Source organism: Streptomyces griseofuscus, assembly GCF_014673495.1.
Taxonomy (GTDB): domain Bacteria; phylum Actinomycetota; class Actinomycetes; order Streptomycetales; family Streptomycetaceae; genus Streptomyces; species Streptomyces murinus.
This window is the reverse complement of record NZ_CP051006.1, coordinates 7,583,618-7,610,127: the sequence shown is the minus strand read 5'-3', so window position 1 is coordinate 7,610,127 and position 26,510 is coordinate 7,583,618. Positions and strand designations below refer to the sequence as shown.

Below are 26,510 nucleotides of genomic sequence, written 5' to 3'. Positions count from 1 at the left end.
GATCAAGGGAGGAACGCATGGCTGACGGCGAGTTCTACGTCGACACCGCCGGGCTGCGCAACCAGCTGCCGTATGTGCAGCAGCTCGCGGCGCGGTTCCGGGACATCGGCAAGAGCCTGGAGGGACGGCTTTCCGAGCTGGGCGAGTGCTGGGGCGAGGACGCGACCGGGCGGCAGTTCTACGAGCAGTACGCCACGCCCCACAAGCAGATCATCGACAGCACCGGGCAGATGGGCCAGCTGGTCGACAGCATGCACGACGGCATCCGCACGATGGCCGTCAATCTCGAACGCATGGAGGACCAGAACGTCGAGGCGACCCGGCGGTTGCACACCACCGAGGTCCAGCCCACCGAGACACGGGTGAAGAACACCAAGTCATGAGCATCGAACTGCCCCCGGAACTGGACTGGGTCGCCAAGCTGGCCGTCGGACAGGACTGGCCCAAGGGTGACGAGGACAAACTGCGCAGCCTGGGCGCGGCGTGGGACGACGCCGCGCGCCAACTGACCGCCATCAGCCGGGAGATCGACCCGGCGACCAGCGGTGTGCTGCACAGTGTCGGCGGCCAGGTCGCCGACGAGTTCACCGCCTTCACCCAGCAGTTGAAGTCCAACATCCCCGACATGGCCGAAGCGGCCGGGCAGTTGGGCGAGCTGGGCCGGAACACGGGGTTGCAGGTCGAGTACGCCAAGTACATGATCATCGCCCAGCTGGTGTGGCTGGCGGTGGAGATCGCCGAACTCGCCTTCTGGGCGCCGGAGGCGATCCCGGTCCTGGTCACCGGTGTGCGGGCGATCGTCAAGATGCTGCTGAAGCGGCTGCTGATCTCGATCGCCACCGGTGTCGGGTTCATGGTGGGCATGGACGCGGTGATCCAGGGGATCCAGTTCCTCAAGGGCGACCGCACCAAGTGGGACACCGCCGCCACGCTCCAGGCCCTGGAGGGCGGCGCGATCGGCGGCGCGATCGGCGGGATCTTCTCCGGGGCGGGCTCGGCCTTCGCGCCGAAGTTCGCGTCCTCGCTGATCGGCAAGGGCCTCATCGGCGGAGCGTCCAGCATCGTCACCACCGAGGTGATGTCCGAGATCTTCGGCGGCGAGAACGACATGGGCTCCGCGCTGACCTCGGGCATCATCGGCGCGATGGGCGGCGGCGGGGGCAAGCGCAGGTTCGGCGGGGGCGAGCACACCGAGGTCCACACGCCCGACATCCATCTCCCGTCCGAGCCCGACCTGCACCTGCCGAAGCTCCCCTTCGACGGCGAAGGGCCGCATGCGCCCGGCATGGAGGACTTCGACACCAAGGGCCTCGGCGACAAGGGCGCGGGCACGGGGGGCGGCACCGGTTCCGTCAAGTCGCCGGCCACGGGTGGCAGTCGTAGCGGAGAGGAGAGCGGCGACAGTACGGCGCACACCTCCCCGCATGCCACGGTCACCGAGTCCGAGGGCCAGGGCACCGGCGCCACCCAGAAGACGGCCACGACCCCGCACGTCTCCACGGAATCCACCGAGTCCACCGAGTCCGCCGAATCCACTCATTCAACGGGCTCCACCACGTCGACCGGCGCCACCCGGACCACCGGCTCCACCAACTCGACCGGCCCCACCCGCTCGACCAGCTCCACCACCTCCCACCGCTCCCCCACGACGGACTTCGGCCAGGACGAGGTCGCCCCCCGGGCACCCCGCGCCCAGTCGCCCACCGGCCAGAACCAGGCCCCGACGACCGGCGGGCAGAACGGGTCTCCCACGACCGGCGGAGAGCACCAGACACCGACCACCGGCGGGCAGAACCACTCCCCGACCGCTTCGCCGACCACCACCGAGCAGCACCAGTCCCCCACGACCACCGGACCGCACCCGTCCCCGACGACCGAGCACACGCCCTCCTTCCCTGACGTCCCCCGGCACGAGCCCGGTACGACCCCGCACGTGGACACCGAGTCCACGGCCCCCGACGCGCATGTCACCGAGCAGCTGCACCAGCTCGACTCCGTCGTCGTGCCCACCCATGACCCGAACCCGCTCCACCAGGCGCCGGCGCCCCCGACGGCCCGGCCCGTCGCGCCCGACGCCGGCATCCGGCAGCGGGTGTCGGACCTGGACCGTGCCGCGCGGGCCGCCGGGATGTCCGAGGCCGACCGCTCGGCGTACACCGGTGCCGTGCACAAGGCCGCCGCGTCCGGCGACTGGCAGCGCGCCGGGGAGCATCTGTCGGACTTCCGCGCCCATGTCGAGACGCGGGCCGCCCATCAGCGCTACGACGCCTTCCACGCGCACGCGCAGGGCGGCTTCGACCGGCTGACCGACTTCACCGGGTCCAGGGAGGAATGGCAGAGCAAGGTCGACGCGGTCGAACAGGCCCATCGCTCCGGGGACTCCGAGCTGCTGGACAGCAGGCTCAACGAGTACTCGTCGTACGTCGAGAGCCATGTCCCCGCCGCGGCGCTGACCGGCGACGACGCCCCGCGCCCCTTCCACCGGGACGTCGAGGACCTGCGGCAGCGGCTCGCCCTGACCACCGACCGGCCCACCGCCGACCGGCTGCGCGAACAGCTGGACTCGACGCGTCGGGACGCCGAACTGCACGACCGGCTGGTCCAGTTGCGGTCCACCCCCGACCCCGAGACCACCGCCCTCCACGAACGCCTCGACAACGCCCGCACCCCGGACGAGGCGAACCAGGCCCTGCACGAGCTGGAGCAGCACCGCGAGGACCAGCGGCTGCAACAGCGCCTCGATCACCTCAAGTCGGACGAGCCGACGCCCGACCGGCCCCCGACGCCGGGCAGCGACGCCGATCTCCGCCGGCGCCTGGACGCCCTCAACGACGGCGCGGACGAGCACGAGCGCGAGCTGCGCGAGCAGGTGGACCGCGCGGCCACCCCGCAGGAGGCCGACCAGGCGCTGCGCGCCCTCCACGAGTACCGGGCGGACCAGCGGCTCCAACAGCGCCTGGACCGGCTGAAGTCGGACACCCCCCACCGCCCCTCCGAGCGCGAGCTGCGCGAGCGCCTCGAAGCCCTGCACAACGGCGAGGACGATCCCCGCGCCGCCGAGCTGCGCCACCGCGCCCAGGAGGCGGCGACCGAGGCCGAGGCCAGGGCGGCCCTCGACAAGCTCGACCAGCATCTGCGTCAGCGCGAGCTGGACCGCCAGGACGAGGTGCGCGAACTCGGCGACCGGCTGGAGCAGTTGCGGGAGCAGCACACCGAGCAGCTGCTCGGTGTCCGCGAGGGCGCCCCGGAGGACACGTCACGCCGGATCGAGGACATCCGCACGGAGTTGTCCACCCATCTGACGTACGACGAACGCACGAGCGCGCTGCGGCAGGAGCTGACCCGGCCGACCGTCACCCCCGAGTCCCCCGGCCACCTCGACCGGATCACCACCGGGACCGACGAGCACACGAGGACCACCGAGGACACCACTCCCGCGTCGGACGACGGCGACGCCCTCAGGGTCCCCACGGATCACACCCCGAGCACCGACACCACCGACACCACCAGTTCCGCCGTTCACCGGACGGCTCGTCAGGCGATGCCCGCCCCCGAGCCGCAGCGGTCGCCCGCACATCAGCCCCATCAGCAGCCGCACGAGCAGCACCGCCACCAGTCGCAGGAGGACCAGCGGCTCCAGGCGCACAAGGAGCCGCCGCAGGAGGACTTGAACCACCCCTCCCGGCAGCCCGCCCCCAGCGCCGAGGGCTTGGACGACCTGCGCCGGCAGGCCGCCGTCAACGGTCCCTCGGGGCCGCCGCCCCGGATGCGGCTCGACCGCACCCCGCGCTATGTGGTGCGCTCCGGCTTCGACCAGCGGCGCTTCACCGTGGGCGAGACGTCGTACACCGATCTCACCGTGCGGGTGGCGCTGCGGGAGGACGGTTCGGGCACGCATGACGCCGACGACACCTGGAGCCGGGCGCAGGAGGGCGTGCGGCGCTACTTCAACGACCCGCGGTACACGCTGCCCAACGGCGACCGTCTGCATGTCACCCTGGAGCGCGTCGGCCCCGACGACAAGCCTCATCTGACCGTCGACCTGGTGGGCGCGGGCCATGACATGGACCAGCGCTCCTGGGCGCCGGGCGCCCGGCCCGTCGAGTACGCGCACGAGATCTCCCACCAGCTGGGGCTGCGCGACGAGTACGCCGACGAGACCGCGCCGCAGCGCCCGCACATCCTCGGCAGCCTGCCGGGCGACGTCCACCGGGCCCCGGAGCACGACGGGCTTGCGCACGGCGGGCTGCGCGACCGCCATATCCAGCTCCTGGGGGCCCTGACGACGGGCCATGACGACCTGCTCGCCCAGCAGGGCGGGGGGCAGCACCCCCGGCACGAGGACACCGGGGACGGTACGGCCTGGCAGCAGGCGCGGGCCGAGGCGCCGGCTGTTCCCCGGCAGCACGCCTGGGTGGACCCGGTGTCTGACCCGACCCGGCAGCCCGAGCCCAAGCCGGGCGAGGTCGACGCGCACACCGCGCGGGAGACGTACGGCATGCCGGAGAAGAACTTCAAGGGCTTCCGGCAGATCGCCCGCGAGAAGAACCTCGTCATCGACGTCCGCCCCACCAACCCGACCGCACCGAAGTGGCTCGACGCCGGAGCCATGGCCAAGCCCCAGGCCATCAAGGCGAAGACCATCAACGAGGCCGACGTCCACCTCGGCGCCGATCCCAAGAACATCGGACTCGTCGGCTACTTCAAGCCCAAGACCCCGGACCGGGCCACCGTGCCCGACGGCGACTGGGACAAGGTCCTCTCCCGCTACAACCAGCGCTCCACCGAATACCGCGAACTCAACGCCAAGATGGCGGTGTACGAGGCGGAGCACAAGTTCGCCGTCAAGGACGGCGTGGTCTACGGCATCGACGGCGAGGGCAGGCAGCGGCCCATCACCGGCGACCACGACCTGTTCGACATCTCCACCCCGGGCGGCACCCGCATCCCGCATCCCCAGCACGACGAACTGATCAAGGAGATGCAGGCCAAGGACATCGCCGTGATGCACGGCGCCCATATGTTCTGGGACCCGCCCTCCCCCTTCAGCAAGACCGTCTTCGACAAGATCGTGGGCTCGCACCAGGGTCCCGACGGCGAACCGCTGCTGCGTTTCCGGCCCGAGAACAAGCACGCCGAACTCACCTGGACCGAGCCGCTCAAGAAGGGCGAGGTCAACTCCTATACGGCACGGCACACTTACGGCATCCCGGAGAAGAACTTCAAGGGCTTCCGGCAGATCGCCCGCGAGAAGAACCTCGTCATCGACGTCCGCCCCACCAACTCCACCGCGCCGAAGTGGCTCGACGCCGGAGCCATGGCCAAACCGCAGGACATCAAGGCGAAGACGATCAGCGAGGCGGACGTCCACCTCGGCGCCGACCCCAAGAACATCGGACTCGTCGGCTACTTCAAGCCCAAGACCCCGGACCGGGCCACCGTGCCCGACGGCGACTGGGACAAGGTCCTCTCCCGCTACAACCAGCGCTCCACCGAATACCGCGAACTCAACGCCAAGATGGAGCTGTTGGCGAAGAAGAACAAGTTCGTGGTGGTCGACGGCGTGGTGCACGGGGTCGGCGAGGACGGTGCCCGGCGGCCCATCACCGGGGACCACGACCTGTTCGACATCTCCACCCCGGGCGGCACCCGCATCCCGCCCAAGGAGCATGAGGCGCTGATCAAGGAGATGCAGGCCAAGGACATCGCCGTGATGCACGGCGCCCATATGTTCTGGGACCCGCCCTCCCCCTTCAGCAAGACCGTCTTCGACAAGATCGTCGGCGCCCATCACGGCCCGGACGGCGAGCCGTTGCTCCGTTTCCGCCCCGGTCAGGAGAACGCCGAGCTCACCTGGACGGAGAAGGCGCAGGAGCAGCCCAAGACCGAGGAGCCGAAACCCGAGGAGAAGCAGCCGGACGCCGTCCTGGACGGGCGGCACATCCAGGGCCTCGCGGGGAAGAAGATCACCGAGGACCCGGGTCCGAACGCCGTGCGCACCCGGGTAGAGACCCTGCTCGGCGGCCACTCCAAGGACACCTCGGTCACCCAGCGCCTGGACGCGGCCCTGGATCCCGCCAACTTCCGCAAGCAGCACGGGCAGATGGTCAACGGCGGCTGGCGCTTCACCGTGCGGGTGGACGGGAAGCCGTACGAGGTCGAGGTGAAGGCGACCGCCTCCGCCTGGCAGCTGGACCCGACGAAGGACGCGGCGAAGGACAACGACGGGGACGGCTTCGACGTGCCCGTGGAGTCGACGCACGAGACCGCCCCGCGCAAGACGGAGATGACCTCCTCCGAGGCCGGCCTCGAATTCGGGCCGACCGTCGTACGGCCCGTCAACCCCCAGCTGTCCGCCCTGGTCACGCCGTCCGGCAAGCTGGGCGGCGCCACGCACGGGCGCGAGACCACGGTCAAGTCCTCCGCGCAGACGGCGAACCAGTTCGCCTTCACCGGCAAGACCGACAGCTACACCTCCGACTTCACCTACCAGGTGAAGGTCACGGACCACGAGGGCACCCGGCTCGGCGCCCCCGGCGCCGACGGCGAGATCAAGGGGCAGGTCCGCGCCGATGTGCCCCGGCCGCAGGAACTGGACAAGGACCGGCCGCAAGCCTGGCAGGGCTGGGAGTCCGACCAGACCAAGAACCACGCCGCCCGGCCCGCCTCCGGGCATCCGGTGTCCGTCACCGGCCTCGACACGGCCCGGGACGCCGTCTACGAGGCACTGCCGCGCGAGGCGCGCCCCGACGGCACCGCGCACCAGGACATCGAGGACTTCTTCCAACCGTCCAATGTCATCAACGAGTTCGAGCACGCCTCGGGCGCCGGCCTGCTGTCGAAGCCGCTGACCCTGAGCGACGGCGGCAAGGCCCATCTGCTGCTGACGGTCGAGCCGGACGACTCCCGGGCCCTGCACACCGTGGACGACAAGGCGACGCTGGGTGCGAAGTCCTCGGGCGAGCACGGTCAGAGCCGTACCGAGAACAGCTCCTGGTCACTGGGGCTCAGCGGCGGTGCCGCGGGGGAGGTGTGGAAGGCGACGGACGGCAGCAAGGAGTCCACCTGGCTGACCGGCACGGCCGGCTACACCGGCTCCGGCAACCTCGCCCACGGCGTCAAGGGCAAGAACACCATCGGCACCGAGGCCAGCCGTGAACACACCGGCAAGGCCGACCTGGTCGCCACGAAGGTGCGGCTGCGGGTCCAGCTCATCCGGCACCACTTCGGGCCGGGGCCCGACGGGCTGCGCTCAACCACCACCACGAAGATCGGCGACCACAGCCCGCCGCCGTCCGTGAAGCAGCCGACGCCCGCGCCCGGCGATGTCGTCCTCACCATCGATCCGCAGAACGGCGAGGTGCTGCGCGCCGTCCCGCACGAGCTGCCCAAGGTCACCGGTGACCATCCGCAGCTGGAGCCCGCCCGGCTCACCGACCCGGTCGCCGCCCCGCGCACCACGATCCTCGACGTCCCCGGCTCCACGGAGCTGGAGGACCACATCGTGCGGGAGATGCACCAGGACCATCCCGGTGTACTGCCGCCCCCGGAGGCGATCCGTCCCCCCAGCGACGCCGCGGGCCACCCCCGCGTCACCCCCGAGGCGTGGGAGAACCTGCGCGCGCTGCGGCAGCAGCTCGCGCCCTCCCGGTTGCGCGGCGACGGCTCCAAGCTGCTGGACGGCAGCTACCGGATCACCCTCAAGAGCCCTCATCTGCCAGGGCGTTCGGGCACCACGCATGAGATCCTCATCAAGGCCGAGCCCGGCAAGGGCGACCATCTGGGCTCCGGGAAGTCGACCACGAAGGCGGTGACCACCCGGACCACCGGGGCCGACAAGTCCGTCACCCGCAGCACCAAGCACGTCGTCAACCTCGCCGGAAACGTGCGCAGTTCGCTCGACCACCCGGATGTCACCCGGGGCTTCACCATCGGCAGCCTCGACATCACCGCCCACAACCCCTCGCACGGGCTCACCATGGGCGCCGAGACGGAGGTGAAACGGCAGTTCTCCCTGGAGGCGGACACCGACACCTACGCCCACTCGGTGACGTACCACGTCATGGTCGGTGTGGAGGACCCGAAGCGGCCGACCACGCATCTGTCCACGATCGCGCCGTCCCCGCACATGCAGCACATCAAGCAGGTACGGCCCGGCGGTCATCTCACCGTCGAGGTCGCGCGTGAGGCGAAGGCGAGCGACAACCCGCCCCCCGCCTCCATCCCCAAGGTGGAGGTGCTGCCTCAGCGGCACGCGATCCGCCATGTCACCGCGTCCGACGGCTTCCGGACCACGGCCGAGCAGTCCCTGAACAGCGCCTTCCAGAAGAAGGCCGGGACGTCGCAGGAGCACACCCGGGTGCCCGAGCTGAAGGACGCTCTGGACGGGCTCACCGACGTGGACCATCTGCGGTCCCTGGTCTCCGCCTCGCACAGCGGCTGGGCCAACAGCGGTGACGAGCAGGTCGGTTCGGGCCGCAACCGCGACACCGTCGGGCTGTCGACGCGCACCAGGCTGAGCAATCTCCACTTCCGCGAGACGCTGCCCGGCGAGGGCAAGCTGGAGATCGAGACCAAGTCCAGCGTGTCCACGGCGGTCGCCGACAAGAACACCCGGGCGTTCAAGGCGGGCCTGGGCTTCGACGCCGGCCGCTTCCCGTTCAAGGACAGCCCCGACGCCTCCCTCCAGGTGCGCGGTGGCTTCAAGGGCAAGGGCGGCGCCGGGCAGAACAGCGGCGAGAACATCAAGCAGAAGATGACGACCTCGCGCAAGGCCGCCTACAAGGGCACCTGGCACCTGTACGAGGCCGACGCCGACGTCACCGTCCAGGGCCGGGTCACCGACGCCAAGGGGAAGATCACCCTCGGGGATCCGCAGCAGAGCAAGCACCGGGTGCTGGTGCTGCTCTCCGACGACGACGTACGGCGGCTCGGCGCGGACGCCTCGAAGGCACCGGACACCACCGGGACCCGCCAAGCCCCGCTGCTGACCAAGGGGTTGCTGGGCGGCGCCACCGCCGAGATCCCCCGCTCCGACGAGATCCTCGGCGAGATCGACCGGCAGATCCGCGGCCTCGACCAGGTGTCCGACGTGCCCGAGAGCGCGCTGCCGTTCGCCGACACCTTCTCGCCGGAGAACCTGTCGGCCAACTACGAGGACCTGGTGGGCCGGGGCATCCTCGACTACCACGTACAGGAGTCCCGCACCCAGCGGGTGATCACCGAGGTCCTGGTGCGGGGCGTCCCGCGGGACGAGTGGACCGACGAGGGCGACCACTCCACCGGGGACACCACCCGCAAGGTCGGCCTCACCGAGACCGTCAAGGGCAGCGCGGGCCACAACTGGTCGCTGGGCGCCGACGGCAACTTCCGTATCTCCTACGCCCCGGTGGTCAAGCCCAAGCCCGGCGAGGACGCCGCCGCCGTCAAGGCCGAGGAGAACAAGTCCGGCCTGGGCAGCGCGGCTTGGGCGCCGTCCGGGGGCGCAGAGGGCAGCCGGAGCAAGAGCGCCGAGACCGGGGTCACCACCAAGGTCGAGCACAAGACGTCGAAGTTCGGCGACACGGTGCGGTTCGGCAACCGTATGCGCTTCGAGGTCACCGTGACCCGGCGTACCGAGTACGGGCGCTTCGTGAACCTCGTCAAGCCGCGCCCCGTGGAGCCGACCTGGCGGGTGCACGTCGATGTACCCAAGTCCCTGACGGAGACCGCCGAACAGGCGGCCGCCCACCCGGAGGAACAGCAGCAACAGCAGCCGCCGAAGGAGCAGCAGGTCCTCGACGGCGGCGCCACCGTCGAGCTGCGGCCCGTCGTCCCCAAGGCGGACCGGGAGCGCTGGCAGGCATCACTGGAGTCCGCCCACGACCTGGTGGGCTTCGACAACCACAGCGGGCTGTACGACCAGGCGCAGACGGTGCTCAGCACGCCCCGGCCGTGGGGCGACGGGGTGCTGGGCAAGACGGGTGCGGCCCTCTCCTGGGGCCTGGGCTCCGCCGCGACCACGATCGGCCACTGGGCCGGGGCGATGACGCCCGAGGCGGCGACCAAGCTGCTCGGCTCCTTCGTGTCCGATCCCCGTCTCGACGCCTCCCACCCTCTGGTCAGCGAGCAACGCCTGCCGCTGGAGCAGCAGTTCTCACTGCGCCGGGCCCTGGGCTCGGGCACCCTGCCCACGGTCTTCCACCAGCTGAAGGACCCCGGGAGCGGCTATCGCACGGTGCCGCTCGGCAGCGACGGCAGGACCGGTGTCGAAGTGCGGCTCGAGCCGACCGGGGACGCGGTGGAGATCTCCACCCGGGACGACGGCAGCGACGAGATCACCGTGTCCACCGAGCACGAGTCGGCCGCGACCGCGAGCAACGGCCTCAACGCGAGCCTGACGCCGCTGGCCGTGCCCGTGACCACCAAGAACCCGAGCGTGATCGTCCCGATCCCCACCAACGCCCTGAAGCTGGACCGCGACCAGACCTTCGAGAGCGCTTCCCCGGTGACCCGCGCCCCGGGCGTCCCGAACCGCACCCTCGCGCCCCCGGTCCTGCCGCACGGCAAGACCGCCACCGAACCGGGCAAGGCCACGGTCAAGGGTGCCCAGGTGCTGATGCGCCAGCCGGTCCGGCTGAGCACACAGAAGTACGACGAGAGCGGCACGTACGGGAACACGGCGCACACGGACGGACACGTCTACTACTGGACGGCGAAGAAGACCGAGGACGCGACCACGACGACGGCCACGGACACGTCCACGGACACCACGACGTCCACGGACGCCAACGCGTCGAAGGACACCGCCACGTCCAAGGACGACACGAAGGCCACCGACGCGACCACGACCACCAAGACCGAGCCGGTGAAGGCGCCCGAGGCGACCGGGCAGCAGGACACGACGCACAAGCCGGCCGATACGCACGAGTCCGCCACGCTCGCCACGGAGAAGTCCGAGGGCCCCAAGTCCACCGACGAGACGGCCCAGCCCCTCAAGCCCCCCACGCCGAAGGACCACACCGAGCAGGAACACAGCCGGCAGGAGCACACCCAGCTGGACCACACCGCCGAGGACCACACCTCCGAAGCGCCGCCCCAGCCCCGTGTCCCCGTCCCCGGTGACGGTCGCTGCCTGCTGTACTCCGTCCTCTCGAGCACCCCGCCCGAGCACTGGCCGAGCGCTTTGCACGGCGGTACGACCGATCACGCGCGCACCCAGCACGAGGCCCTCGTCCACCAGATCCGCACCCAGCGTGGCCGCGTCGGCGCCGACAGCCCGCTGGGCCGGGCCGCCCGCAATCTGCACCAGATGGTGCTGGACCGGGTGCGGTCCTCCCGTCCACAGGATCTGCCGTTCGACGTCACGCAGTTGTACCGCCGCAGCCAGGAGAGCCAACTGCGGCAGACGCTCCAGGGCGAGTCCTTCGAGCAGTTGCAGCAGCGGCTGCACGACGCCGGCGTGCACCACGTCGTCTCGCACGACTGGCTCAGCCCGCAGGCGCTGCGCACCCTCTATGTCGATGCGCGCGCCCAGGAGTTGACGGTTCCACCCCATCAACTCTCCCCGCAGGACGCCGCCGACCGCGCCGCCGCCGAGGTGCCCGAGACGACGGGCGAGCAGGGCCGCTGGGAGCTGGGTGACACCGCCCTCGCCCCGCATGCCCAGTTCGCGTACATCACCGCCCGTTCCGGCCCGTTGAGCCTGGACTACCTCGACAGCCATGACCGCCTGGTCGGCGCCGTCGTGGACACCGCGCTGCGCCAGCCGCTCACCTCGGCCGAACACCAGGTGCTCATCCGGGCCGTGCAGAACTGGGTGCCGGGCAACGACGCGTGGAACACCGACGCGGGCGAGATGTTCCCCGGACTCGTCGCCCACACCCTCGGCATCCGGCTGCGCACCTTCCAGCCGACCGAGGGCGGCGGCACGGCCCAGCTGAGCGCGGTCGGGCCGCAGGGCGGCGGCCGTACGGTCGACGTGTACTACAACGGCCACAACCACTACGACGCCAGCCGCGTCCCGACGCGCACCGCCGACCGGAACACCACGACCGTGCCGCCGAAGGCCAAGCCGCCGCTGACCGACGAGGCCGCGCCGAAGGCCCCGAAAGCGCCCACGGCAACCGCGTCCACGACCACCGCCCCGCGCCGCCCCCTCGACCGGGCGCCCCGCTTCGTGGTCCGCTCCGCCTTCGACGCCCGCGCGTTCCGCGTCGGCGACACCTTGGTCACCGATCTGACCGTGCGCGTCGCCTTCCGGGACGGCTCGGGCCATGACCCGGACACCGCCTGGCACCGGCTCCAGCAAGGCGCCGAGGAGTTCTACAACCGCCCCGGCCACCGCCTCCCCGACGGAAGCCTGCTGCATGTGACGGTGGAGCGGGTGCCGGCGGACTCCGACCCCCACCTGGTGGTCGACCTCGCGGACCACGACCGTCCGATGGACCAGCGCACCTGGTGGCCGGACGCCGAACCGGTCGCCTACGCCCATGAGCTGGGCCACCAGCTCGGGCTGCGCGACGAGTACCGCGAGGACGGCGAGGGCCCGGGCCGGGCACAGGTGGCAGGCAGTCTGCTCGGCGACTTCCACCAGCCCGCGCCGCACGGCCTCGCTCAGGGCGGGCTGCGCGGCCGCCACCTCCAGCTGCTCGGGGCGCTCGTCGGCGACGTACCCGAGTCCGTCGTGCACACCGGCGGCGAACAGCCGCACAGCGCCGCGCCGGAGCGGGACCCGCGCTGGCAGCAGGCCCGTACGGACGCCGAGCCCGTGACCCGGCGGCATGTCTGGGTCGATCCGGTGACCGACCCCGACCGGGGCTCCGGGGAGGAGCACACCGCCCAGGACCCGCGCATGCCGCGGTCCGAGGACTCCGGGGAGCACCGCGACGAGGAGGATCTCGACTGGTCGGACATCCTCCAGGAGTACACGCTGGAGCGCCGGCGCGAGTACGAGTGGCTGGACGGGCTGTACGGCGAGACGCTCGACCAGGAGTCGTACGACCGCGCCCATGACGCCCTGCTCACCCTCCAGTCGATGGAACTGGCACACCCCGCGCCGGACGCGGAGCACCGGCCGCATCTGGAGCTGCTGACCGAACAGGTCCTCCATCTGGACGGGCCGCCGAGCGCGGGCGACTACCGGTATCTGCTGGCCCTCACCGCGCACGCCGGACCCGAGGCGACGCGGGACGCCGCCGCGCTCGGCGCGCACTACCTGGCCACCGAGCACGGCGCACTCGACCACCACACCGCGCTGGTCGACGCCTCGGGACAGGTCACCGGCCGGGACTGGACGGGGGCGCGGGCGGTGCCCCCGGACCTGACGAGCTACACGGTGTCCGGCCCGGACGGGACGGCCGCCGAGCACGCGGCGCCCTGGCGGGAGCCGTACGTGGTCACCGCCCTGGGCTCGCCGCGGGACGGCCTGTCCGTGCGGGTGGACGGCCGGACGATCCAGGTGTCCGGCCCTGCGGAGTTCGCCGAGCTCGTCGCCCGCGACCCGCTGCGCGGTCCCGACCAGGACATCCTGCTGCTGGTCTCGCACGCGCAGGACCAGGGGCTCGCGCAGCTCGTGGCGGACCGGGCCGGTACGGCGGTGTGGTCGACCGGCGCCGAGGTGCGTCCCACGCTCGACTGGCGCACCGGCGCCGAACGCCTCGATCTGCGCGGCGGCGACGGCGGCTGGTCGCTGCATCTGGGCAGCGCGCGCGGACCGCTTGACCTGTTCGACTCCGCCACCCCGGAGCCCGACCCGGGCGGCCCCGACTACGCGGCCAAGCTGCTTCCGCACCCGGGCGAGCACACCTCGCCCCTGACCCCGGCGAACCTGCTGGACCGGCTGCGCGCCCGCCCGCTGACGACCAGCGACTACGAGGTGACCGGCGCCGAACCCGGCACGACGCTGTTCGAAGAGCCGACCGGCATGCAGCAGACCGGCTTCGACTACGACCGGGGCTCCGGTGACGTGCCGCGGCTGATCGTGCCGACGCAGGGCCACCGGCAGACCCCGGTGAGCGAGCATCCGCCGCTCCATGTGTCGGGTGACCTCTCGCTGGCGCACCGCCAAGGCGGTTACGGGCAGCAGGTGTTCGCCTCCCCGAAGGCGATCGAGTCGGCCAACCACCAACTCGCCCTCGCGGGCAGCCTGGTGCGGCTGAAGCCCGACGGGATGAAGCTGCGGGTCGGCGACGGCCACGGCGGCCATCGCGAACTGGTGCGGGTCGTCCCGCAGTTCCTCACCCGGTCCGGGAAGTCGGAGGAGGAGATCTGCCGGGACTTCGCCCAGATGGTCTCCGGCAATGTCGCCGCCTCGCACGTGATCTTCCGGGGCCCCGACGGCACCGGGCTCGCCAAGGCACCGATCAACGCCCTGGGCCGTACCGAGGTCACCGGCATCCACCACCTCGCCGAGTCCCTCACCCTGGTGGCCGACGGTCAGCGGCCCGAGGCGCTGGATCCGGCATGGGCGGCCCAGCAGGTGCGCCGGGACGACCGGTTCATCGCCGAGAGCGACGGCCCCACGCCGGGCAAGTCCTACGGCAGCGCGCTGAGTTACGACCCGCTGGACAATCCGCGCCGCGACAACCTGTCGGACGCGGCGCGCGAGATCGGCATCAACGAGCACGCCTGGGCGAAGGTCGGCGAGGCGTATCTGGTGCACTCGATCAACGCCCTCGACGCGGACGGCCTGCCGAGCCTGGCGCACAACTACGCCAAGCCCGGCGAGCAGGACCACAGCCACTTCGGCTACCACTTCGCCGCCGTGGTGCTCGGCAGCGAGGACGGCAGGCACCAGATCACGCTGGAGAACTTCGCCCGCCGCGCCCATGTCGCCTCGATCGTGAAGTCGGCCGTGGCCCGCAACCTGCGGCACGCCACCCCGGACGGCTTCCACAAGCTGCACGAGGCCATCGGCGGGGAGCTGGAGAGCGCGCGCCGGAGCGCCGCCGACGAGGCACAGGTCAAGCGGCTGGAGCGGCATCTGGCCCTCGCGGACGCGCTCGCCAGGGCGGTGGACGCGCGGGAGGCCCGGAACGCGACCACCGAGGGCAGCCCCGAGGCTGTGGCCGCCGACGCCGCGTACGAGAAGGCGGTCAAGGTGGCCGAGGCGCGCATGAAGCAGGCGTCGGAGCTGGCCAAGGGCAGCGACCTGTGGCACTTCCGGATGTTCTCCCAGCGGCCCGGCGAGTCCATGCACGAGGTCAGCGCGGACCTGCTGACGAACGAGCCGTCGGCCGAGGCCAACCCGCTGACCTCCGTCATCGTGCACGGCCACCGGCTTCCGCAGGTGGACATCGGGTTCCGTGAGGGCTCGCGGCAGATCAGCAGGGAGGAGGGCCGCAAGCTCAACTACGTGGCCGAGCTGGCGACCCGGACCGGGCTGTGGAACCACCACAACGGTCTGCCGCTGCCCCGGATCACCGTGACCGGGCGCGGCAACGCCCGCCGTCCCACGCTCGGCGGAGTCCTGCCCGAGGCCGCGCGGCAGCGGGCCGAGGCCGTGCACGGGGAGCTGCGGGACCGGCTCGACCGGTATCTCATCAACTACCAGCACGGCATCGCGCAGCGGCGGCTGACCGCGGCCGACTTCCCGGTCGCGGTCTCCACCGAGCACCCCACGCCGGGCGGCGACCGGGAACAGGGCCGCCGGACCACGGTCGCGGTGCGCGATCCCCGGCCGGAGGACACCACCGCCGGCACCACCACGACCCCGCCCTCGTCCGAGGCGGCACCCCGAGCACCCCGGGCGCCCCAGACGCAGCACCGGACCGCGGAGCAACCGCCTCAGCCGACGGACTCTCCGTCGGCACGACCGCACCACCCGGCCACGGCCCCGGCGCCCGCCCCGGCCCCCCAGCCGGCCTCGGCGCCCCCGTCGTCGTACCGCAGCGAACGCCTCACCATCGGCGGGGTCGAGTTCGCGGGCGGCTCGGCGGAGCTGACGGGAGGGCAGCGGGAGACGGTGCACCGGCTGGCCGCCGAGGTGGCGTGGGCGTCGGTGGCGAACACGCGTGCGGGTTTCCCGCCGCCCCGGGTGGTGGTCGTCGGCCACGCCAACGGGATGCGCGGCGGCCTTCCCCACTTCGGTGAGGCGCTGCGGCGGGGGCAGGCGCGCGCGGACGGGGTGGCGGAGGTGTTCCGCTCGGCGCTCGCGGTCCATCTGGCGCGGCTCCAGGTCGACGGGGAGACCGTCACGCTCCTGGCGGACATCGAGGTCACCACCCGTTCCGAGGGCAACGCACCGCCCCCCGGGGCGCCCTCGGGCCCGGACTCGGGGGCCGCGCGCCGGCAGGCGTTCGTCGTGGTCGAGCTGCCCCGGCCGGGGGGCGGTGACGCGCGGTGAGCGCGCCCGTTCCGCGCCACGACACGCCCCGCCGGGGCCGGTTCGGGCGGTGCGCGGCCGGGCAGAATGCCGCAGCGCACATGACCTTCACGGCCACAAGGTCGATACTGAGGTGCAAGGCTCCGACCACCTATCTGGTCCCACCCGGCCTGAGCAGGGAGAACGCCGGTCAGGGACCACCTGCTGAGCTTTCTGGGAGACGGGCATGAAGATGTTGATCAACGTGCCGGAGACCGTCGTGGCGGACGCGCTGCGCGGGATGGCCGCCGCGCATCCGGATCTGACGGTGGACGTGGAGAACCGGGTGATCGTCCGCCGGGACGCCCCGGTGCACGGACAGGTCGCCCTGGTCTCCGGTGGCGGGTCGGGGCATGAGCCGCTGCACGGCGGGTTCGTCGGTCCCGGCATGCTCTCCGCCGCCTGTCCGGGTGAGGTGTTCACCTCACCGGTGCCGGACCAGATGGTGCGCGCGGCGGCCGCCGTGGACAGCGGCGCCGGGGTGCTGTTCGTGGTGAAGAACTACACGGGTGACGTGCTCAACTTCGACATGGCGGCGGAGCTGGCCGAGGACGAGGGCATACAGGTCGCCAAGGTGCTGGTGAACGATGACGTGGCGGTCACCGACAGCCTCTTCACGGCCGGCCGGCGCGGCACCGGCGCGACGCTGTTCGTGGAGAAGATCGCGGGCGCCGCCGCGGCCGAGGGCCGGCCGCTGGAGCAGGTGGAGGCGATGGCCCGCCGGGTCAACGAGAACTCCCGCAGCTTCGGCGTGGCGCTGAGCGCCGTCACCACCCCGGCGAAGGGCAGCCCCACCTTCGATCTCCCCGACGGGGAGCTGGAGTTGGGCATCGGCATCCACGGCGAGCCGGGCCGGGAGCGGCGGCCGATGATGACCTCCGGGGAGATAGCGGACTTCGCGGTGCACGCGATCCTGGAGGACATGCCCCCGCACAATCCGGTGCTCCTGCTGGTCAACGGCATGGGCGCCACTCCGCTGCTGGAGCTGTACGGCTTCAACGCCGAGGTGCAGCGGGTGCTGGCCGAGCGCGGGGTCGCCGTGGTCCGCACCCTGGTCGGCAACTACGTCACGTCCCTGGACATGGCCGGCGCCTCGGTGACGCTGTGCCAGGTCGACGAGGAGATGCTCGGGTTGTGGGACGCGCCGGTGCGCACCCCGGCATTGCGCTGGGGGATGTGATACGGCGGTACACGTCTCAACGCCCTTACTATGCTTGGAGGTCCAGTGCTCGACGCCGACTTCTTCCGCCGTTGGATGACGGCGACCGCCGCGTCCGTCGACCGCGAGGCGGAACGGCTCACCGCCCTCGACGCGGCCATCGGGGACGCCGATCACGGCAGCAACATGCGGCGCGGGTTCACGGCCGTGCAGGCGGAGCTGGACAAGGAGACGCCGGGCACCCCGGGCGCCGTGCTGATGCTCGCCGGGCGCCTGCTGATCTCGACGGTCGGCGGCGCCTCGGGGCCGCTGTACGGCACGTTGCTGCGCCGCACCGGCAAGGCGCTCGGGGAGGACCCGGAGGTCACCGAGGATCAGTTGGCCGAGGCGCTGCGGACGGGGGTGCAGGGGGTGATGAAGCTCGGCGGGGCGGCCGCGGGCGACAAGACGATGGTCGATGCCCTGCTGCCGGCCGTCGACGCGCTCGGCGACGGTTTCGCCGCCGCCCGGGCCGCCGCCGAGCAGGGCGCGGAGGCGACCGTCCCGCTGCTGGCCCACAAGGGCCGGGCGAGCTACCTGGGCGAGCGCAGCATCGGGCACCAGGACCCGGGGGCCACGTCGTCGGCGCTGCTGATGGCCGCGCTGGCCGAGACGGCGGAGGGCTGACGTGAGCGAGGCGAAGCTGGTCGGGATCGTACTGGTGTCGCACAGCGCGGAGGTGGCCGCCTCGGTCGTGGCCCTGGCCAAGGGGCTCGCGGGCGGCGCCGCCGCGGTGCCGGTGGCCCCCGCCGGCGGTACGGAGGGCGGCGGGCTCGGCACCAGCGCCGAGCTGATCTCCGCCGCGGCGGCCTCCGTCGACCGGGGTGCCGGGGTGGCGGTCCTCACCGATCTCGGCAGCGCCGTACTGACGGTGAAGGCGCTGCTCGCCGAGGACGAACTGCCCGAGGACACCCGGCTGGTGGACGCGCCCTTCCTGGAAGGGGCGGTGGCCGCGGTGGTGACGGCCTCCACGGGCGCCGACCTGGCCGCGGTGGAGGCCGCCGCCACGGAGGCGTACGACTACCGCAAGGTGTGATGGTTCGTCAGGACGCCGATGCGGCTGGTCAGTTGTCGGCCACGAACTGCCGGGCCAGCCGCTCCCCCGTCGACACAGCCGCCTGGTGGTCCTCGATGGGGTCCGCCACGGAGTCCTTGAAGACGATGTAGGTGACCCCGGAGGGCACCCCGCCGTCGCTGGGGCCGGAGCTGATGCCGAGGCCCCGCGCGGTGGCGTAGGAGGCCTCGCCGATGAGGTCGCTCGGGCCGGTGTCGCCGACGACCGCGTACTGCACCCGGTCCTGGTAGACGACGGCGGCGACGGAGCCGCCCCGTACCCCGCTCGCGCCGGGGCTCCAGCGGCTGCTCGCGGCCGGTACGACGATATAGGGCAGGGTCTCCGCGTTCAGCGGCTGCCCGTCGGACTGCACATAGGCGGTGCTGGGCGAGTACAGCGGGTCGGCCTGGCCGTTGCAGTGGACCGTCGCCTGGCCGTCGCAGTCGATGTCGAGGTCGGCCTTCCAGAAGACGGCACCCCGGGCGCCGCAGACGGGCACGGTCGCGGGGCTGTTCGCGTCGGTGCGGTAGCGGCCGCTGGAGATCTCGGCACAGGTGCCCACCTTGGCCAGCAGATCGGCGGCGGTCACGGCGCCCTCGGCACGGTCCTGGGCGGTCCCGGCCGCCGTGCGGGGCGGGGCGGTGGTGGTCCTGCCCCGGCTCGGGGTGGTGGCGCCCCGTTCGGGGCGCGCCACCGCAGGAACGTCTCTGCCGGCGGCGGGCGCCGGGCCGGCGCCGCGTCCGGAGCCCGGATCGGCACCGGCGCCCTCGCCATGGGCCGCGGTCCGCGCCTCGGGCGGAAGGGCCGCGGCGGCGCCGGGCAGCGTGGCGGGGGCGATCAGGGCGACGCCGGCCGCGGCCAGCGTCAACGTCGGGACACGCACACGCACGATGAGGAACCCTCTCCTCGGGGACATGTCCAGGCCACTGTGATCCGCGGCCCGGACAGCCGTCCGCCGGGGCCACCCCGAAGCGACCGGATGGAGCACGCTTCTGACAACCCATGAGGGAATATTTTCGGCATTTGGTGCACAAAGCGCATAAACGGAAGAGGGTGTGCGTGGGCAACAGGGGCCGGGGACCCGGACCGGCCTCGGTCCAGACCCCCCGGCCGCCCGCGCCGGCGCGGATCCGGCGACGACAGCGTTTCCGCGCCAGGGCATGAACTCCCCTGCTCTCGAGGGTAGTTCAGCCGTAGGGAGGTTCAGCATACGTAACTTCCGGGCGCGCTCCGCAACGGCCCCTTGCCGTGGGCGCACCGGCCGGGCCATATTGGTCCGGACCATTGCCGGGACCCGTCGATGTCGAACTCGTCATCGAATGCCGAACAGCCGTGGAGGCAGAACCGTGCGACGCGTTCCCCTTCCGCTCGTGCTGGTCGCCGGGGCCCTGCTGCTCCTCGCGTCCTGCGGTCCGAGCCGTGCCGACGACGGCGACGAGGGCCGGATGCCGGGCGCCCCCACCGGGGTCACCGCCCAGGCCGGCAGCGCCACCACCGTGCATGTGATGTGGAACGCGGTGCCCGACGAGGGCCAGGGCATCCGCTCCTACGAGGTCTACCGGGGCGGCGCCAAGGCGGCCGAAGTGCCCGGCGCCGAGCGCATGGTGGACGTCATCGGGCTCAGCCCCTCCACCACCTACTCCTTCACCGTGCGCGCCCGGGACCAGGCCGGGCGCCTGGGACCGCCGAGCCGGACGGTACGGGCCCGCACCCCCGCCCGGGTCGCGGCCGACCGCTCGCCGCCGACCCGCCCCGGCATCCTCACCGGACACCCCGTCGGCAGCCGCGAGGTCCAACTGGCGTGGGGCGCCGCACGGGACGACCGGGGCGTGGTGTCGTACGACATCGAGCAGGGCGGCGTGCGGATCCACAGCGTCGGCGGGGCGCAGACCTCGACCGTGGTCACCGGGCTGCGCCCCGGCACCCGGTATGTGTTCACGGTGCGGGCCCGGGACGCGGCCGACAACCTCTCCCCCGCCGGCGCTCCGGTGCGCCTGACCACGCCGGGCACCGACGACGGCCGGGCCACCGCGCCGACCGGCTTCACCGCCGCGACCCATCGCACGGACGGCGCCTACTATCTCGACCTGGCCTGGGACCCGCCGGACACCGACGGGGTGATCACCGAGTACTCGATCCGGCTGGACGACGCCACCACGACCTCGCTGGAGTGGGGCGGCACCCCGCCGCGCGGCCGGGCCCGCTACAGCTTCTACCTGGGCCGTACGGCCCAGGAGGAGCACCGGGTGCGGCTGCGGGCCCGGCTGCCGGACGGCACCTGGGGCGGCTGGTCGGCGGAGCGCACGGTGACGACGGGGCGCTGACCCGCGCGCCCCTGACCACAGGTCACCGTCCGGCGCATCCCGGCGGGGCGCGGCCTGCGCCGGGCGTGGGGTGCCGTCACCCGGCCGGGTGCCGCCGGGGTGCGGGGGGCGCCGGGGCCGCGTTGGCTGCTGACCAGGCAGCACGGATGTTCCCCGACCCTGGGCGGCGCATGGGACGTACCGCCGGCCGTGCCGCCGGAGGCCCCGATGCGCAACTCCATATCCATGCTCCGCTTCGCTCCGACCCTGGCGGCCGCCGCCGTGCTCCCGGCCGTGCTCGCGGCGCCCTCGGCCGCGGTCTCCGGCATCTCCGTCAGCACCACGGGATCCAGCGTCTCCGTGGTCACCAGCGCATGCACCCAGATCAACGGCAGCTGGGGCACCGCGGCCCTGCTCACCAGCAGCCAGGCGAACTTCGCGCAGGGCCGCCAGGTGGCCCTGTCGGGCACCACGATCAGCCAGTCCGCGGCCTGGTCCAAGGTGAGCCCGGGGACGTACACCGTGGTGGTGGTCTGCTCCAGCGGCAGCACGGCGGGCAGCCAGTCGGTGATCGTGTCCGCCGGTTCCTCGCCGACCCTCGCGGCGACCTCCAGGCCGGGTACGACCACGTCGACGACCAGACCGGCGCCGAACCGGGGCGTGAACGGCGGGCTCGGCGGCGCCGTCCGCGACTACGGCCCACTGACACTCGGCGCCGGCGCGGCGCTGGTGGGCGCGGGTGCCGTCACAGCCGCCTGGTGCCTGCGCCGCCGCACGAAGCCGTCCCGCCACTGAACCCCTCCGGGGGCGCCGGGCCCCGACCGGCGGAATCTCGCCGAACCCGACTCCGCGCGGCCCCGCCCCCAGACCCGCTCGCGTTCGGGCGGCACCGCTCCGGTCGGCTCGGGTTCCGGCGATCCGTCTCCGGTCCGCACGACTCCGACCGGTGCGGCTTCAGGCGGCTCGGCTCCGGCCGATGCGGCGTCACGCCGCGCCACTTGCCACCGCCCGACGCCGAACGGCCCGGCTTCAGGCCAGGCGCTTCCGGGCCGCACGACTCCGGGCCCCGCAGCCCGGGGCGGCACTGCTTTCGGCGGCTCGGCTCCGGCCCGCCCGCCTCCGGGCCCCACGGCTGTGACCGGTGTCTCCTCGGGCGGCGCCGTCTAGGACTGCCCGGCCCCGGGCGGCGTCGCTTCGGACTGTCCGGAGTCGGCCTGGGGGGCCGGTAGGTCTGCGAACTCGGTGAGGGCGTGGGTGAGCCACTGGGTCCAGAAGGTCTCCAGATCGATGCCGGCCCGCAGCACCAGGTGGCGCAGCCGGTCCTCGGGGGCGTCCCGGCCGGGCGGGAAGTCGCGCTTCTCGATCCCCTCGTACTCGGCCAACTGCCGCTGATGCAGCTCCAGATGGCGGCGCAGCTCCGCTTCGAGACCGGCCGTGCCGACCACCGCCGAGGCGCGCAGCCGCAGCAGAAGCGTGTCCCGCAGCGGCTTGGGGTCCTGCCCGGCGGCCGCCCAGCGGGCCAGTTCGGCTCGGCCCGCGGGCAGGACCTCGTAACTCTTCTTCTGCCCGCGGGACGGCTGCGCGTTCGGCAGCGCCCGGATCAGCCCCTCGCCCTCCAGCTTCCCCAGCTCGCGATAGATCTGCTGATGCGTCGCGGACCAGAAGTAGCCGATCGACTTGTCGAACCGGCGGGTCAGCTCCAGCCCCGACGACGGCTTTTCCAGCAGGGCGGTGAGGATCGCGTGCGGGAGTGACATGGGCTCATCCTAGGGATCCCCCGCGGGGGCCTACAGCGCCGCCGCCACCTCGGTGCCCTGCTTGATGGCGCGCTTGGCGTCCAGCTCGGCCGCCACGTCCGCGCCGCCGATCAGATGGACGCTGCGCCCTGCGGCGACCAGCGCCTCGTACAGCTCGCGGCGCGGCTCCTGACCGGTGCACAGGACGACCGTGTCGACCTCCAGGACCGTGCTCTGCTCGCCGACGGTGATGTGCAGCCCCGCGTCGTCGATCCGGTCGTAGCGCACGCCCGGGACCATGGTGACGCCGCGGTGCTTCAGCTCGGTGCGGTGGATCCAGCCGGTGGTCTTGCCGAGCCCGGCGCCGACCTTGGTGGTCTTGCGCTGGAGCAGATGGACCTGGCGCGGCGGGGCCGGGCGGCGCGGCTCGGTGAGCCCGCCGGGCGCGGTGTACTCCATGTCGACGCCCCAGTTGCGGAAGTACGTCTCCGGGTTCTCGCTCGCCTTGTCGCCGCCGTCGGTGAGGAACTCGGCGACATCGAAGCCGATACCTCCGGCGCCGAGGACGGCCACCCGCTCGCCCACGGGGGCGCCGTCGCGCAGCACATCGAGGTAGCCGAGCACCCGGGGGTGGTCGACGCCCGGGATGTCGGGGGTGCGCGGGGTGACACCGGTGGCGACGACCACCTCGTCGTAGCCGGCCAGATCCTCGGCGCCGACCCAGGTGCCGAGTCGTACGGCGACCCCGTGGGTGTCGAGCTGATGGCGGAAGTAGCGCAGCGTCTCGTCGAACTCCTGCTTGCCGGGGACCTTGCGGGCGACGTTGAGCTGCCCGCCGATCTCGCTCGCGGCGTCGAACAGGGTGACCTCGTGGCCGCGTTCGGCGGCGCTGACGGCGCAGGCGAGTCCGGCGGGTCCGGCGCCGACCACGGCGACGCGCTTCTTCGTGCGGGTCGGGGCGAGCACCAGCTCGGTCTCGTGGCAGGCGCGCGGGTTGACCAGGCAGGAGGTGAGCTTGCCGCCGAAGGTGTGGTCCAGGCAGGCCTGGTTGCAGCCGATGCAGGTGTTGATGGCCTCGGGGGTGCCGGCGGCGGCCTTGGCGACGAAGTCGGGGTCGGCGAGCATCGGCCGGGCCATGGAGACCATGTCGGCACAGCCGCCGGCCAGCAACTCCTCGGCGAGATCGGGGGTGTTGATGCGGTTGGTGGTCACCAGGGGGATCGTCACCTGGCCCATCAGCTTCTTGGTGACCCAGGTGTAGGCGCCGCGCGGCACCGACGTGGCGATGGTGGGGATGCGGGCCTCGTGCCAGCCGATGCCGGTGTTGATGATCGTGGCGCCCGCCGCCTCGACGGCCTTGGCGAGGGTGACGACCTCGGCGTGCGAGGAGCCGCCGGGGACGAGGTCCAGCATGGACAGCCGGTAGACGATGATGAAGTCCTCGCCCACGGCCTCGCGGACCCGGCGCACGATCTCGACCGGGAAGCGCATCCGGTTCTCGTAGGAGCCGCCCCAGCGGTCGGTGCGGTGGTTGGTACGGGCGGCGATGAACTCGTTGATCAGATAGCCCTCGGAACCCATGATCTCGACGCCGTCGTATCCGGCGTGGCGGGCGAGACGGGCGGCGCGCACATAGTCCTCGACGGTCCGCTCGACATCGGCGTCGGAGAGTTCGCGGGGCACGAAGGGGCTGATCGGCGCCTGGAGGGGGCTCGGGGCGACCAGCTCCTGGTGGTAGGCGTACCGGCCGAAGTGCAGGATCTGCATCGCGATGCGGCCGCCCGCGCCGTGCACGGCCTCGGTGACGACCCGGTGCCGCTCGGCCTCCGCCTCGGTGGTGAGCATGGCCCCGCCCTCGTACGGCCGGCCCTCCTCGTTCGGCGCGATGCCCCCGGTCACGATGAGTCCGACGCCGCCGCGCGCCCGGGCGGCGTAGAAGGCCGCCATCCGTTCGAAGCCGCGCTCGGCCTCCTCCAGGCCCACATGCATGGATCCCATGAGCACCCGGTTGGGCAGCGTGGTGAATCCCAGGTCGAGCGGGGTCAGCAGGTGGGGGTAGCGGCTCATGTCAGGCCCTCCGTGCACAGATGCGGTCGCATCTTGTTGTAGAGCACCCACCCTCGTTTATGCAACTAGTTGCAGAACAATGTGTCCGGCGCCGCCCTCCCTCCGCGTCCGCCGGCCCGAAGCAGTACGCCCCGGCCGGTACGGGACCGGCCGGGGCGTCGTGGGGGCCTGCCTGCGTCGGATCAGAGGCTCTCCAGGCGCAGATGCAGATCGCGTTCCTGGTCGCCGGAGGCCGTGCTGGTCTCCTGGACGGTGAACATGGTGTCCAGGGTGCGGCGGAAGCGGTCCACAGCCCAGTAGCCGCCCTGGACGTCCGCCTGGACGGACGAGCCGAGGTGGACCGGCGGGCACTCCTGACGCCGGGTCTCCCCGACCTCGTAGCTGCCGAGCCACACCATCGGGCGGGTTTCGTGGAGCTGCTGGGGCACCTCGTCCGCGCCCCGGTCGGATGCGAAGCACGCGCTCAGCGCCTCGAAGACGAGACGCGCGTCGTCCTTGGAGCATCCGCTGATCTCCACCATCACGGTTTCCGGATGCGACCGGTCCTCGTTCGCCATTGATCGCTCCTTTCGCGGCCTCTCTGCGCCGCCCGGGGTACCCCGCCGCGCCGCGTCCATCCCCCGCCCAGGAAAACACCGCTCCCTTCCGCCCGCACGCGCTGCGCGGGATCAGCCCAGGGAGAACTTGTACGTCTTGCTGTCGGTGAGCACACAGAAGCCCGGCGACACCACGATCACGCGGAGGGTGCCGCTGCGGCGGTCGTAGTCGATACCCTCCGCCTCGAAGGTGCCGGAGCACGCGCTGCGCAGCGGCAGCTGGCGCAGGGCCGTGACATGCCCGGTGACATCGGCGGAGCCGTTCGGCGGGGCCGACAGATCGATCTGGAGCAGCGGCTTGGTGATGCCGAACAGGCTCCCGTCGGAGTCGTCGGAGGAGCAGAGCAGGGTGGTGGGGCCGGAGAAGTCGCAGCCCTGTACGTCGCTGACGGCGTGGTCCAGGTGGACCGTGGCGGCCTGCGGGAGGTTCGCCGAGGGCGAGGTGCTGCGGTTCTCGCCCGGCGTCGGGAAGACCAGCAGCCGGTTCATCGTGCCCCACTCGCCGGACAGCATCCACTGCCCGTCCGGGGTGATCGCGTCCCAGGAGTTGTTCAGGGCCTCACCGGGGCTCAGCTGGTGCACGTACTCCGACCATGAACCGTCGGGCGCCTGCACGCGGTACATCTTCGCGTTGCCCGAGTCCTCCTGGTAGGGCTCGATGTAGTAGCCCTCGTACGACGCGTCGGGGTCGCCGACATGGTTCCAGCCCCGGACGGAGTCACTCAGCGGGATGGTGCCGATGCCGGTGTAGCGGTTGGGACTGCCCGCCGGGACCTCGATCGAGGCCAGCCCCTGGCTCTCGGTCAGCGGATCGGCGCGGTCCGAGCCGGTCTCCGTCCAGGTACCGGCGGCGGAGGCGGGCGTCGGCACGGCGAGGGACAGGGCGGCGGCGAAGGTGACGAGTGCGGCGAGGGCTCCGTTGCGGCGTAACCGGGCGGACGCGGGCATGACCAACTCCTCGAACGGGCGGTGGGGACACTCGAACGGCGCACAGTCTGGCGTGGCGTGATCGTCATGTACAGGCCAATGCAGCAACATGGACATGAACTCTCCCGGCGCCCCCGACCGCGCGGTACGGTCCGCGCGGGCGGTCGCGGCGCCCCGCCTGCCGCCGGTTCGGGCGGACGCCCGGCGCCGGGTTGAGGGATGGTGGAGGTTGACGGCGACGGCGTCGGAGAGTCGGATGTGAGCGCGACAGGACGTGGGGAACCGGC

The 26,510-nt window shown here is 72.3% G+C and carries 12 protein-coding genes; 7 read left to right on the top strand and 5 right to left on the bottom strand.

Annotation, left to right across the window (positions count from 1 at the left end; all coding sequences use genetic code 11):
* Positions 1-17: 17 nt before the first annotated feature.
* The 5 genes from HEP81_RS34495 (at position 18) to HEP81_RS34475 (ending at position 18,576) form a co-directional block, all read left to right on the top strand.
* Positions 18-383, top strand: a complete 366-nt coding sequence (locus tag HEP81_RS34495) for a WXG100 family type VII secretion target (RefSeq protein ID WP_037655758.1) — start codon at positions 18-20, stop codon at positions 381-383.
* Positions 380-16,324 (top strand): WXG100-like domain-containing protein, encoded by a 15,945-nt coding sequence (locus tag HEP81_RS34490; RefSeq protein ID WP_190276061.1) that lies wholly within the window; start codon positions 380-382, stop codon positions 16,322-16,324. Before HEP81_RS34495 ends, HEP81_RS34490 begins: the two co-directional genes overlap by 4 nt.
* A 205-nt stretch (positions 16,325-16,529) precedes the next feature.
* Complete coding sequence (gene dhaK / locus HEP81_RS34485) at positions 16,530-17,522, top strand: dihydroxyacetone kinase subunit DhaK (RefSeq protein WP_037655763.1); 993 nt, start codon at positions 16,530-16,532, stop codon at positions 17,520-17,522.
* A gap of 45 nt (positions 17,523-17,567) precedes the next feature.
* On the top strand, positions 17,568-18,167 hold the full coding sequence (gene dhaL / locus HEP81_RS34480; protein ID WP_037655764.1) for a dihydroxyacetone kinase subunit DhaL: 600 nt from the start codon (positions 17,568-17,570) through the stop codon (positions 18,165-18,167).
* A gap of 1 nt (position 18,168) precedes the next feature.
* The gene (locus HEP81_RS34475; RefSeq protein ID WP_037655765.1) at positions 18,169-18,576 is read left to right on the top strand and encodes a PTS-dependent dihydroxyacetone kinase phosphotransferase subunit DhaM; all 408 of its coding nucleotides are present in this window, start codon (positions 18,169-18,171) and stop codon (positions 18,574-18,576) included.
* Between the two features lie 28 nt (positions 18,577-18,604).
* On the opposite strand, the gene HEP81_RS34470 is transcribed toward HEP81_RS34475, so the two are convergent.
* Positions 18,605-19,477 (bottom strand): glycoside hydrolase family 75 protein, encoded by an 873-nt coding sequence (locus tag HEP81_RS34470; RefSeq protein ID WP_037655919.1) that lies wholly within the window; start codon positions 19,475-19,477, stop codon positions 18,605-18,607.
* 463 nt (positions 19,478-19,940) lie between these two features.
* Between HEP81_RS34470 and HEP81_RS34465 the strand changes: the two genes are divergently transcribed.
* Complete coding sequence (locus HEP81_RS34465) at positions 19,941-20,918, top strand: fibronectin type III domain-containing protein (protein WP_037655766.1); 978 nt, start codon at positions 19,941-19,943, stop codon at positions 20,916-20,918.
* 207 nt (positions 20,919-21,125) lie between these two features.
* Positions 21,126-21,692 carry a hypothetical protein gene (locus HEP81_RS34460; RefSeq protein WP_037655767.1) on the top strand — a complete coding sequence of 189 codons (567 nt, stop codon included), beginning with the start codon at positions 21,126-21,128 and terminating at the stop codon, positions 21,690-21,692.
* A gap of 368 nt (positions 21,693-22,060) precedes the next feature.
* Here the strand turns inward: HEP81_RS34460 and HEP81_RS34455 are convergent, their stop codons facing one another.
* The 4 genes from HEP81_RS34455 to HEP81_RS34440 all read right to left on the bottom strand — a co-directional run bounded on the left by HEP81_RS34455 (position 22,061) and on the right by HEP81_RS34440 (position 26,244).
* Entirely contained in the window at positions 22,061-22,654 is a 594-nt protein-coding gene (locus HEP81_RS34455) for a PadR family transcriptional regulator (protein WP_037655769.1), read from the bottom strand.
* 30 nt (positions 22,655-22,684) lie between these two features.
* Positions 22,685-24,700 (bottom strand): NADPH-dependent 2,4-dienoyl-CoA reductase, encoded by a 2,016-nt coding sequence (locus HEP81_RS34450; protein WP_037655771.1) that lies wholly within the window; start codon positions 24,698-24,700, stop codon positions 22,685-22,687.
* Between the two features lie 182 nt (positions 24,701-24,882).
* On the bottom strand, positions 24,883-25,257 hold the full coding sequence (locus HEP81_RS34445; protein WP_037655772.1) for a hypothetical protein: 375 nt from the start codon (positions 25,255-25,257) through the stop codon (positions 24,883-24,885).
* 111 nt (positions 25,258-25,368) lie between these two features.
* Positions 25,369-26,244 carry a hypothetical protein gene (locus HEP81_RS34440; protein ID WP_037655774.1) on the bottom strand — a complete coding sequence of 292 codons (876 nt, stop codon included), beginning with the start codon at positions 26,242-26,244 and terminating at the stop codon, positions 25,369-25,371.
* Positions 26,245-26,510 lie beyond the last annotated feature (266 nt).